This window comes from Neobacillus fumarioli NBRC 102428 (genome assembly GCF_001591485.1).
Taxonomy (GTDB): Bacteria; Bacillota; Bacilli; order Bacillales; family Cytobacillaceae; genus Neobacillus; species Neobacillus fumarioli.
Genome location: NZ_BCUZ01000081.1, coordinates 1 through 12,223, shown reverse-complemented (window position 1 = coordinate 12,223; position 12,223 = coordinate 1). Strand labels below are relative to the sequence as shown.

Annotated in this window: 11 protein-coding genes and 2 pseudogenes; 5 read left to right on the top strand and 8 right to left on the bottom strand. The window is 37.6% G+C overall.

The annotated features are described in order from the left end of the window. The first annotated feature begins 267 nt into the window (after positions 1 to 267). Both BFU02S_RS11500 and BFU02S_RS11495 read left to right on the top strand, forming a co-directional pair. Positions 268 to 1,032, top strand: a pseudogene (locus BFU02S_RS11500) (sulfite exporter TauE/SafE family protein). Between the two features lie 106 nt (positions 1,033 to 1,138). Then, positions 1,139 to 1,402: a YqhV family protein gene (locus tag BFU02S_RS11495; RefSeq protein ID WP_066370658.1), complete on the top strand. Its 264-nt coding sequence runs from the start codon at positions 1,139 to 1,141 to the stop codon at positions 1,400 to 1,402. A gap of 67 nt (positions 1,403 to 1,469) precedes the next feature. On the opposite strand, the gene BFU02S_RS11490 is transcribed toward BFU02S_RS11495, so the two are convergent. Then, complete coding sequence (locus tag BFU02S_RS11490; RefSeq protein WP_174520340.1) at positions 1,470 to 1,784, bottom strand: DUF2680 domain-containing protein; 315 nt, start codon at positions 1,782 to 1,784, stop codon at positions 1,470 to 1,472. Between the two features lie 167 nt (positions 1,785 to 1,951). Continuing rightward, positions 1,952 to 2,344, bottom strand: coding sequence for a PepSY domain-containing protein (locus BFU02S_RS11485; RefSeq protein ID WP_169797597.1), 393 nt, complete (start codon positions 2,342 to 2,344; stop codon positions 1,952 to 1,954). Positions 2,345 to 2,597: 253 nt separating this feature from the next. Between BFU02S_RS11485 and BFU02S_RS16775 the strand changes: the two genes are divergently transcribed. Beyond that, on the top strand, positions 2,598 to 2,990 hold the full coding sequence (locus tag BFU02S_RS16775; RefSeq protein ID WP_157075915.1) for a hypothetical protein: 393 nt from the start codon (positions 2,598 to 2,600) through the stop codon (positions 2,988 to 2,990). 56 nt (positions 2,991 to 3,046) lie between these two features. On the opposite strand, the pseudogene BFU02S_RS17800 reads toward BFU02S_RS16775, so the two are convergent. Then, positions 3,047 to 4,259 (bottom strand): annotated as a pseudogene (locus BFU02S_RS17800) (MFS transporter). 301 nt (positions 4,260 to 4,560) lie between these two features. Here BFU02S_RS17800 and ltaS point away from each other — a divergent pair. Continuing rightward, complete coding sequence (gene ltaS, locus BFU02S_RS11470) at positions 4,561 to 6,501, top strand: lipoteichoic acid synthase (RefSeq protein WP_066370653.1); 1,941 nt, start codon at positions 4,561 to 4,563, stop codon at positions 6,499 to 6,501. 48 nt (positions 6,502 to 6,549) lie between these two features. On the opposite strand, the gene BFU02S_RS11465 is transcribed toward ltaS, so the two are convergent. From BFU02S_RS11465 to BFU02S_RS11460, 3 genes are all read right to left on the bottom strand, one after another. Further along, positions 6,550 to 7,113 (bottom strand): DUF2062 domain-containing protein, encoded by a 564-nt coding sequence (locus BFU02S_RS11465; RefSeq protein ID WP_066370651.1) that lies wholly within the window; start codon positions 7,111 to 7,113, stop codon positions 6,550 to 6,552. 414 nt (positions 7,114 to 7,527) lie between these two features. Further along, complete coding sequence (locus tag BFU02S_RS16770; protein ID WP_157075914.1) at positions 7,528 to 7,671, bottom strand: hypothetical protein; 144 nt, start codon at positions 7,669 to 7,671, stop codon at positions 7,528 to 7,530. A gap of 49 nt (positions 7,672 to 7,720) precedes the next feature. Then, the gene (locus BFU02S_RS11460; protein WP_084361089.1) at positions 7,721 to 8,497 is read right to left on the bottom strand and encodes an enoyl-CoA hydratase-related protein; all 777 of its coding nucleotides are present in this window, start codon (positions 8,495 to 8,497) and stop codon (positions 7,721 to 7,723) included. Positions 8,498 to 8,782: 285 nt separating this feature from the next. On the opposite strand from BFU02S_RS11460, the gene BFU02S_RS11455 reads away from it, so the two are divergent. After that, on the top strand, positions 8,783 to 9,928 hold the full coding sequence (locus BFU02S_RS11455) for a glycerate kinase (RefSeq protein ID WP_066370648.1): 1,146 nt from the start codon (positions 8,783 to 8,785) through the stop codon (positions 9,926 to 9,928). Positions 9,929 to 9,985: 57 nt separating this feature from the next. Here the strand turns inward: BFU02S_RS11455 and BFU02S_RS11450 are convergent, their stop codons facing one another. After that, positions 9,986 to 10,687 (bottom strand): pirin family protein, encoded by a 702-nt coding sequence (locus BFU02S_RS11450; protein ID WP_066370646.1) that lies wholly within the window; start codon positions 10,685 to 10,687, stop codon positions 9,986 to 9,988. 137 nt (positions 10,688 to 10,824) lie between these two features. Then, positions 10,825 to 12,021 (bottom strand): MFS transporter, encoded by a 1,197-nt coding sequence (locus BFU02S_RS11445; protein WP_066370643.1) that lies wholly within the window; start codon positions 12,019 to 12,021, stop codon positions 10,825 to 10,827. Between the last annotated feature and the right edge of the window lie 202 nt (positions 12,022 to 12,223).

Below are 12,223 nucleotides of genomic sequence, written 5' to 3'. Positions count from 1 at the left end.
GGCAGTCTCTAGTTACCCCATATTTAAAGGGGTTTGCAAAAGCGAAGCCGGGGATTGATATTTTTACCTGTCTGTATGTCGGGTGCAAGCAAATTAAGCTGAATGAGGAAGAAGAAGAATAAATTGTACCTAAGCAAAAAAGAGAGTGACCTAAATGGTTTCCCTAAAAATAAACCATCCGTCCTCTCTATTTTATGTAACAAGGCGAATGACCACTTCATATTTTATGGTGTATTGCAACTCAAGAAATAATGGAGTGTGTTCCTAATGAGTGTAGGCATCATCGTAATGGGGCTCTTAATTGGGTTTTTAGTCGGATTAACAGGCGTTGGCGGAGCAGCTTTGTTAACTCCTGTTCTAATTTTATTAGGAATTAGTCCATCCATCGCGGTTGGAACAGATTTAATTTATAATGCCATCACAAAACTGTTTGGATCGGTTCAACATTGGCGATAAAAAACAATTAACTTGCAATTAGTAAAATATTTGGCGATGGGAAGTATTCCAAGTACGATATGCGCTGTAGGCATCCTTCATTTGTTTAATTCGTTTTTTCATAATCAGGAGCTTATTATTAAACATGCACTGGGGTATGTGTTAATATTAGTGGCCTTGGCAACATTGGTAAAAACATTTATAAAAACGAGCATGGGATCGAATCATTTCCAGCGTAAGCCGATACAAGAAAAGAAGAGTTTAACCATTGCGATTGGTGCGATTTTGGGATTTATAGTCGGATTAACTTCCATTGGTTCTGGTTCACTATTTGCCATAGCCATGATGTATTTTTATCGCATGGGTCCTTCAGAATTAGTCGGAACAGATATTGCCCATGCACTCTTGCTTGTCAGTGCCGCCGGCCTTATGCATGCCGGGATTGGCAATGTGAATTACCTCCTGATGGTGAATCTTTTAATGGGATCTATACCGGGGGTAATCATTGGAAGCACATTATCAGCGAAAATACCTGCAAAGCCATTAAGAACCATTGTAGCCTTAATGATTTTATTCAGCGGATTGAAATTACTTTAAGCAAACACGATTGCAATGCAGTTGTGTTTTTTTACATTAAAAACTTGTCCTTCTCAACAAAGGAGAAACATATAATGTGTTGAAGACTGTTGTCAGGAGGTACATAATATTGGATAAAGCCGTATTAGGTATGGCACTTTTAAGAATTATCTCCGGGGTTATCGAAGTTTCAGCTGCATTATTAATGATAAAGTTAAATACAGTTGAGAAAGCTCTATTGGTGAATAGTTCATTGGCCATCGTCGGACCGTTGATCTTGATTACCACTACAACCATCGGGGTTATTGGCATCGCAGACAATATTTCACTTATGAAACTAATATGGATTTTCTTGGGAGTTAGTTTGATTTTAATCGGCGTAAAATCATAGAAGATACTCGCAATGCACAGGAAGAGACCTTCGGCAAAGGTCTCTTTTAATCATTGTCTTTATTGAACTATTCTTCTTCCCATTCATCTTCTTCAACCTCACTGCACCATTTATAGTTTCTTTTTTGAAATGTAAGGATATAATTTCTTAACATTTTATAGCGGATTAATTTCTGGTCTTGCGTTAAGGCACCTGCCCAGGCATAGGTCTCGATCAAATCAATATAATCCATATAAATTTGATGATAAATTTGATCCAGACGCTTTTTTTGCGCTGAAGTGAATGGAATAGATTTTGTACAGTTTAAGTCAGAATCAATTGTATTGTTTGGTTCTACTTTAGTATTGGAATCTTTCTCTACATTATTGAAAAAATCGCGCAAATTCGATTGATTCTTTTCATTTTGAGGCGCCGCCGACGATTGTAATGGTAATACACAATAGCAAAGGAAAAAAATAGTATGGTCAAATATTTTTTTGTCATTTTTTTCTCCTTAACAGAATATGTAAAGTTGCATATCCATATGGACATGCAACTTTTTATATCTCATTAATCATCTAGATGATCATCATTGTGGTGGCCATCGTCATCGTGATGACCGTCATCATCATGGTGGATATCATCATGATGCCCGTCGTCGTCATTTGCCCCTTCTTGTTCTACCTCTAAAACCTTTCCTGTTTTTGCATCAATTTCTACTTCATAAATTATTCCTGAACTTTTAATTTTCACTTCATAATGCTCTCTACCATCATCAGCTTCTAATTTAATAGAGATGAATTCCCCTTTTACTTTTTTCAAAGCAATACTTTTTGCCTCTTTTTCAGAAATTCGGTGAACTTGAGGCTGCTGGGAACTGGCTTCTTTTGCATATCCCCCTTGCATAAACAGACCAAAACTGAATGGTAGTGAAAATGCAATTGTAAGGAATAACTTTTTCATCATTCTCACACTCCTTGATTTTTTCTTATCTTTTACGAGAGGAAAAAAATTATTCATATACCTAAATCTGTGTACCGAGATTCTATTTGTCCAAAATAGGCTGTCCAATTGGGACAAAGCCGTTTTAATACTGAAACTTTAAGCAAATAATACAGTAACTGAAAAAGAAAGGAGGAGCACTATGGGCATGCTTGCATTTTTAGAAGCAACCAAAAGGTACGCTTGGAAATTTTTCAAAAAAACAAAACAGTAGTTGCAGTGTTTTTGTTCAAGAAGATCTAGGAGGGGCGGCGACGAATACATCTATTGGGGCCTCGGAGTAGAACAGCCATTTTTCTTCAGTTCAAAATTCCCCATTAAAAGCCAAACGATCACCATTTCCGGATCACAAACTACTCATAATGGGAAATGGCCGGTAAAGTATTCCATTATAAAAATGAATAACTTCGGCACTTCAATCGAATATTTTGACAGTGTCGTATATTATGGAGATTATCCCGAAGGAAAATTACATCATACTTTTTATATTCCAAATGGACAAAATTACCAATTGGAGATTTTTAATTTTTATCATTATCATTCTGCAGGAAAGCTTCGCATTCTTCAAAATAATAAAGAGAAGAAACAGTATCATAGTGTTTTATAGGTTTAAGCCTATTAATTAAAATCGTAAAAAAGAAGCCCAGTTTTTCGGCTTCTTTACTATATATTGATATGATATTTTCCTGGAGCAACTTTTCCCACCGTCCGATTTAAATCTTTTGCGTTCCAATAAGCCATTCCCATCGCGGATAATAGCAGGATGCCTGTGATTAAAAATACACCTTGCGCAGAAAAAATCCCCCCTAGAAAGCCCCCTAACATCGGTCCTACCATCCCGCCGATTTGGTTAACGGTTTGATTTAATCCGAACGGTCTTCCACGGAAATCATCCGTTGTGGATTTCACAACCAAACCATTTAAAGCTGGATACACCGCGCAGAAAAAGATGCCATATACAAAACGAATGATCGAAAATTCTAAAATATGACCGAATAAAATTTGCGCTAAAGAGCCTATGCCGCCTCCTAATAAACCAATGACGAGAACTCTTTGAAATCCCACTTTGTCCGACCATTTCCCCCATAAGGGAGCAAACATGGCACTTGCAATTCCCGGAAGTGAGAAAACAATACCGGCAACAAATGAGGCTTTATCAGATGTACCGCCCAGTTTTACAATATATAATGGCAAAACAGGTTCAACAGTCATAACAGAACAACTGGTAACAACCGTTAACATCAACACCAGTATAAACAACGATTTGTAAATGCGGCTTTCATGTCATTTCTAATGGAACCTACTTCCTTGCTCGGGTGAAATTTACTTCTTTGACCCAGAAAATAATCAGCAATGTTGAAACAAAAACAATTATGCCGGCACTGGCAAACGCCCATCTATTTCCAATCGGCAATCCCTCCGCCGAGCAACGGGCCAACAATTCCCCCGGATGCTGATGCAGTTGAGATCAGTGACAGTGCATATCCAACTTTTTCACTTGGTGTATTAGTACCAATAAGCGCAACCGCACCGGGTATAAATCCGCTCAATAATCCCTGGAGCAATCTTAAGATCAATAATTCATAAGGATTTGTTACAAAAGCAGTTAACGTATAAATCGCAAATAAAACAAATCCTGCACGGATGATCATTGGTTTTCTTCCGAACTTATCTGCCACTCTCCCCCAGAACGGCGATGCAATGGCCCCACCGAAAAATGCCGCACTAATTAACAACCCTGACCAAAATTCCGTATTGTGAGTTACCCAATCTTAAGAAGGAAAATCGGCAAAAACGGAATAACCATGGAAAAACTTGCTGAAGTAAAAAACACCCCAATCCAAAGTACCAATAAATTACGTTTCCAGATTTGCATAATCCGCTCCCCGTTCAATCATCGGAATCGTTGCTGATCTTTCCGGTGATCCTTTTAAAATTACAGTAATCATAACATAAAATTCATTTATTTTCACTTTCGAAATATTAGCCTCTGAAAATAAGTTCTTACAAACATATAGATTTTTAGAGCCAAATATAATAAAATGCCCTGAACGATTTTTTTATACTATGTTCTTTAATTGTTTGCATTTAACTGGTAAGATATATGCTAGGAAATGCTTATCACTGAAATTAATGGAAAAATTACGATAAGCTGTAGGCTAGAAAAGAGGTACAAAATGAAAAACATGTCTGAAAAGGTGCGGATGTTTTTTTCCCGGTATCCTGTTTTTTTCTTTTTAGCTGTGTTTTTGCTATGGATAAAAACGTATTTTGCACAATTAACACAATTTAAATTAGGAATTGAAAGTCCTTACCAGCAGTTTTTGTTATTTATAAACCCATTAGGCTCAACCTTGCTTTTTTTAGGTATTGCCTTCTTTTTAAAAGGAAAGAAGAAATATGTCTGGCTAATGATTATTTACTTTCTTTTATCTGTTCTTTTATATAGCAATATTTTATACTATCGATTCTTTACAGATTTCATAACGTTGCCGACCTTAATGCAAGCTAAAAATTTCGGAGATGTATCCAGCAGTGTGCCCGCTCTTGTCAAACCTTATGATTTTCTATTTTTCCTGGATTTCATTGTTTTGGCTGCACTGCTTGTTTTTCGTATTATAAATATCGATCAAAATGATATGAATCGAAGAAAACTTTCTTTTTTTTATTCTCTCGTTATTGCCATTTCATTCACAAATATTGGGCTTGCTGAAATTGACCGGCCTGAATTATTAACACGGGGATTTGACCGTAATTATATTGTGAAATATTTAGGATTGTATAATTATTCTATTTATGATGTGGTCCAAAGCACACAGGCATCAGCACAAAGGGTGTTTGCGGATTCCAATGACATAACGACAATACTAAATTACACTAAATCTAATTATGCCGAGCCAAATCCCACCTACTTTGGGGTCGGGAAGGACATGAATGTCATATATTATCATCTTGAATCGTTTCAAAATTTCTTAATCAATTACAAATTACATGGAGAAGAAGTTACACCATTTTTAAATTCATTAACGAATGATAAGAATACGATTTATTTTGATAATTTCTTTCATCAGACTGGACACGGAAAGACGTCTGACGCCGAATTTATTCTAGAAAATTCTTTATATGGGTTGCCACAAGGTTCAGCGTTTATGACTAAAAGTTTAAATACATTTGAAGCGGCTCCTGCCATTTTGGGACAACATGGTTATACATCAGCAGTATTTCACGGTAACACAGGGAGTTTCTGGAATCGCAATGAAGTGTATAAATCGTTTGGCTATGATCACTTTTATGATGCAAGCTATTATAAAATTAATCAGGATGACATGGCAGAATATGGTCTGATGGATAAGCCGTTTATTGCGCAATCCATGCCAAAACTTGAAAAACTGCCGCAACCGTTTTATGCCAAACTGATCACTGTCACAAACCACTTCCCTTATCCGATTAATCCAAAAGATACGTCGATTGCCGCGGCGAACACTGGTGTTCCATATATCGACAGGTATTTCCAAACAGCTCGATATGCGGACGAAGCAGTTAAACAGTTCTTTGCCGAATTGAAAAGATCCGGGCTGTACGACCATACGATTGTCATTTTGTACGGTGATCATTACGGGATTTCAAAAGACAACGACGATGCAATGTCTAAAGTTATTGGTAGGGAAGTCACACCGCTTGAGAGTGCCGGCTTGCAGCGTGTTCCATTGTTCATTCATGTGCCGGGCATGAAAGGCGGAATCAATCACGAGTACGGGGGACAAATTGATGTACTGCCAACATTGCTGCATTTGCTCGGGATTGACACGAAAAATTATGTGCAATTTGGATCCGACTTATTGTCAAAACAGCATGATGGCCTGATTCCATTCCGGAATGGCGACTTTGTCAGTGCCACGATTTCTTCCATCGGCGGGAAATTCTATGATACCAATACTGGAATGGAGCTTACGCCTGATCGGTTGGCCGAAGCGAAAAAAGAACAGGAGATCGTGGAAGAGAAACTGTCGCTGTCTGATAAAGTGGTAAACGGGGATTTATTACGATTCTATACACCTAAAGGGTTTACTCCTGTGAATCGTAACAAATACAACTACCATAATAACATTACAAACTAAACTAAAAAGGCTGCCTTGAAACATTTCTCTGGCAGCCTATTTCATGTATTAAATGAAATTGTTATTCAATTTATTTTTTCGGCGAGCTTGCTTATCACGCATTCTAATTAATCTTTTTGTTTTTTCTCTTTCATATAAGAAATAAATAATAAAATAAGAGGCAACACCTAATACAATTCCAAAGATCGTCATTCCGATCAGAACATGGATTCCTCCATGGAGAATACTGATTAAGCCGCTAAAATCACCGTGCATTAATTTTGTGAAGGAAAATGACGAACCGTGGCCTATTTTGACTTTCATTGGCAAGATTAACTTACCGACTGTTCGCGCAAAAGGTAAAAGAATAACTGGAAGGAAGGTTAATTTTCCAATGACATTTCCGATAATGGCCGCTGGCAAAGATCCCTTGGCCAACCGTACAATCGGAATAAACAAAATATAAATTAAAGAAGCGGATGAAATAACCAGCATTTCAAGCCCGAAACCAATGGCAAAACCAAGCGCTACCTTTCTGGCTCCACCCGAGGAGCGGAACAATTTAATAAAATTCAACTTAAAAGCACGGCCGATCCGTTGAAAAACATTATATTTTTTATGTTTTGCCTTCAATTCGTACCCTCCTTTTGAAAACAGAGAAAGGATGTATATTGAAATATATGAATTCTAATTTAAAGAAAAAATAAGAAAGAACATTGCTATAATTTGATAATAAGTGACAAAAGGCTTATTGTAAACAAATTTAATGCCACAATATCATTATATTTATAAATCCAAATTTGAATAGTTGTTCGAGAAAAATTTTACATAAAAAAAGAGAAAATTTACATGGTAATATGGTCCGAACATATGCCTATTCTTATGCTCAGTGTCTCCGCGATCTAGGAAATTTAACCGTATCAACTGCTGCACCCCTTAAAGATGCTGGTTATTTTACCCCCAGGGACTAGGCGGCTTACGCTGGACAATTTTGAAATCGAAATTTATTCTCTATTAACTTAATAAAAAAAACGCCAGTTTCTGGCGTCAGGATAGTTGTTCATTATTTTTATGAATCATTTCTTTAACATGTTGAACCATTTTTTCATATGATTGATTTACTCTATCCAAAATTTGTTCTTGAGCCGTAACTTGGTTTGAATGATTAGAAATTTGACTCTTATTTTCCATCATAACACCTCCGTTTTTAGGATGTGTTATGATGGAAATTTTATGACTTTTATTCTCCTTTAAACTTTGGCGGGCGTTTTTCCTTAAATGCCTCTAACGCTTCAATCCGGTCTTTTGTAGGAATAATCACTTCATAAGCTTTCGACTCAATCGCTAAACCTGTTCTTAGGTCGACATTGTTGCCATGGTTTATCGCATATTTCGCCTGGATGACAGCTAACGGAGCATTCTTTGATATTTCTTCAGCCAATTCAACAGCTGCCTCCAACAATTGGTTTCGGTCTGTCACTTTATTAACCAACCCAAGCTCAAAACCTTGAAATGCATCAATCTTTCTTGCAGTTAAAATTAATTCCTTTGCCCGCGATATTCCTATTAATCTGCTTAATCGCTGAGTTCCGCCTGCACCAGGGATAATCCCCCAGCTTACTTCTGTCAACCCTAATATTGCTTCTTTTACAGCAATTCGGAAATCACATGCTAATGCAAGTTCAAGTCCTCCTCCAAGAGCATATCCATTAATAGCGGCAATGGTAGGCTGCGGCAGCTCCTCAATTTTTGAAAAAACCTCACTGATCAAATGGACGTTTCTGTGCACTTGTTTCTCGTTCAATGTACGCCGTTCCCGTAAATCCGCACCAGTACTAAATGCCTTGTCACCGGCACCAGTGAATATAACAACCCGAATATCCCTGTCAAATTTTACATCATTTACGACTTCGTCCAGTAGTGACAGCGCTTCCAAATCAAAGCAATTAAATTGATCTGGGCGATTAATCGTGATCGTTGCAATATAACCATCTAACTTCAATTCAACCTTTTTCAAACTAATCCCTCCAACACGGTTTGTTTAAAGCACTGGCATTCTATGTAATCTATTAAATATTATAGAGGATTTTAAATTTTTATGCATTAAAATCTATAAGCAAATCAAAAGGAAGAAATCATGTGTTATAAACTTTACCCACATATAAATGTATCATTCAGCAGTGTATATATAAACAAAGTAAAACAAAAAGTCTATAACATATTGGGAGTTCAGAAGAATAGCTTAGAGATTCACAAGCTTTTTTAGTAAAATAATGATATAAATCATTCGGAAGTGATCGTAATGAAAATATTTATTTCACCTGATTCATTTAAAGGCAGCATGTCATCTATACGAGCAGCCGAGGCTATCAAAAGAGGTATAAATAGAGCCATGCCAGATGCTGATACTTACTTATCCCCAATGGCCGATGGCGGTGAAGGTACGCTTACGGCAATGGTGACAGCAACAAAAGGGAAAATTCTAAAAGCGATGGTACGCGATCCTCTCGGCCGAAATATTCTAGCAGAATACGGGATAACAGGAGATGGAAAAACTGCCATTATTGAACTAGCGAATGCATCAGGTATTGAAAGGCTTAAAACCCATGAACTGGATCCATTAAAAGCATCTACTTTTGGAACAGGGCAGTTAATTGCTGATGCACTTGAAAAAGGTTATCGGGATTTTTTAATTTGTTTGGGAGGAAGTGCAACCAATGATGGAGGAACAGGACTTTTAAAAGCACTTGGGTTTCGGTTTTTAAATGCTGATGGAGAGGATCTGCCCGAAGGAGGATATTTTTTAAAAGACCTTGCCGCTATCGATAATAGAAATGTTCTGCCTTCTGTTTTCCAATCAACCTTTCAAGTAGCTTGTGATGTTCGAAATCCTTTAGTAGGAAATAATGGGGCAGCTGCCGTCTTTGGACCGCAAAAAGGAGCGGCACCAGAGCAAGTTTTACAGCTGGATTATTCTTTGAACGTACTGGCCGATTGTATAAAAAAGCTTCAAGGAATCCGGATTCATGATCTCCCTGGAAGCGGTGCTGCCGGCGGAACAGCCGCTGGATTAGTCGGACTCCTTAGGGCAGAATTGAAATCCGGGCTCCAGCTGATATTGGAAAAATTGAATTTACGTGAACTTTTCGAGAAGGAATCTTTTGATTTAATGATCACCGGGGAAGGCAAATTGGATGGTCAAACGGCATCTGGTAAAGTAGTTGCGGGCTTAGCCTCTTTTGCTCAGGCCTTTGGAATTCCTGTTATTGCAATAGCTGGAAAAGTTGAAGGAAACTTAGATTCTCTTTACGTAAAAGGACTTTCCGCGGCCTTCAGCATTACCGATGGACCGATAACTTTAGAAGAAGCCATGGAACATGGAGAAATTCTTTTAGAGAATACAGCTGAGCAGATTGGAAGGATCTTAAAGATTCGCGGACGGTGTTGATTTTATAAACTATATAAAGGCTATATCAGGTGGTATAGCCTTATATTATTTCGTTTTTTAATCCATTTTTTCCATTTCTATCATTAATATATGAGAGCTTTCATTTGCATAAATAAGAATATCCTCCTCCACAATTTCTACTGCATCTCTTGCATTTAACGTAATATTGTTAACTGTCGAGCTTCCTTCGATTTGTACCATATAGGCTTGTCTTCCCTTATTAACAGGAAAGCTGATTTCCTTCTCTTGATCTAGTTCTAAGGCATAAATATTCGCATCTCGATTCATTTTGATTGGCGCCTCTCCGGTCTTGCTAGAAACCATATGGAGCCAATTGTTTTTTCGGTCATTCCAATTAAACCGGAAGTCACCATAACTTGGCGTTAAGCCCAATTGATCAGGAAAAATCCAGATTTGCAGTAATCTTAATGTTTTATCTCCTAAGTTATGTTCACTATGGTAGACTCCAGTTCCTGCACTCATGTATTGAACATGTCCCCGAGTAATGGTGCTTCTGTTTCCCATACTATCTCTATGTGTCAGTTCGCCATCCACTACATATGAAATAATTTCCATATTTTGGTGAGGGTGAAGATCAAACCCTGTACCTGGTGCAATCAAATCATCATTAATTACTCTTAATTTCCCGAACTTTATATTTTTGGGATTATAATATTCTGCAAATGAAAAGTGAAAAATGCTGTTTAACCATCCTAAATTACTTCTGCCCATATGATGGTGATCTATCTTTCTTAACATAGTGATATTCTCCTTTTTTGTTTAGTTATTTAAAATTCTAAAATAAAATATCTTGAATTCGAGATAATTATAAACTTGATATCTGAACTTGTCAATATTGCCCTAAAAACACACCATCCCCTGAATGGTGTGTTTTTTTAAGAAGCCATTTTTGGACTTTTCGATTTAGTCGTATCCAGCGACTTGTTTAGAAAGATGGCAATCGAATTGAGCAATAAAAAGCTCATCGTAACATAAAAAACAGAGCGAATTCCCCATTCAGCAGCAATATGGCTTCCTAACAACGGACCGACAAAGTTCCCTAAAAATAATGAAGAACTATTAAAACCAAAGACTGTTGCCTGTATTTCCGGCGGTGCCAATTTTTTAACTAATACATTAAGAGATGGAACCATGCCGCCGACAAAAAGTCCAAGTAGGAATCGGCCAATTAATAAGGTAGTTATGTTCCCAGCTAATGCTTGCGGTATAAATGCCAGGGCAGCCATTAATAAGGCAAAGGCCAATACTTTTCTTTGGCCAATTTTATCACCAATTCTTCCTAAGGTAGGAGATCCAATCAAATTGGCGACTCCGGTAATGGAAACAACCAGCCCCGCAAAAAATTCAAGATGCAATCCATGATACAACTGTTTCGCATAAACAGTTGCCAATGGTTCTATACTCATCATCCCTAAATTCGTAACAAAAGATGCAATAAATACCGGCATTAGAGGTTTTACCGTTCGCCAATGTACCTTAGTTTTTTGTTTTGCCGAAGCAGGCTGCTTATGTCCTTCATGAACAAATAACAGGATGAGCAACCCTGCCGTACATAGAAAAGCACCGGTTAGAAAGAAAATATAATGATACCCCATTCTTTCTGCCATTATACCTCCCGCAATCGGACCCAATAAATTACCGGCAACAATTCCTGTTTGTAATGTCCCTAAGGCACGGCCGGAATGTTTATTGGGTGTCACGGATGCCAGAAGTGAAATAGACATCGAAATAAAGCCAGAGAATATCCCATTAATAATCCGTAAAACAAGTAACTGCCATGGATGAGTTGCCAGTCCCATCAACGCAGTAACAATTCCCATGCCAAACCCCGCTCTTAGTAGCATCACCTTCCGTCCGTATTTGTCTGCCATCGATCCCCAAAGCGGCTGAAAGAACACAGAAACAATAAATTGAGCGGAAAAAATCCATCCCGTCCACCGTTCAACTGCAGCAGTTTGATGAACCCCCAATTGTTCGATATACAGAGGCAGGAACGGTAAAATCAAACTCATCCCCATTCCGGTAAAAAAATCGGCAATCCACAAGATCCATAACGTTCTTCTCCAATTCATACCTCACACGTTCCTTCCTCATCATATTTTCTCTTTCATTCGGTATCATTAGATTTTAACTTTCCACATCTCCTTTTCTTTCTTTAAAAAAATTCAGTGTACCTATAGCTTTTCCTTTTCCTGAACAAAGGAAACTGATTTTCTCCGTGCAGTTTTTTGAACCGAGGCCATTATATAGCTATATAACATATAATTCAAATAA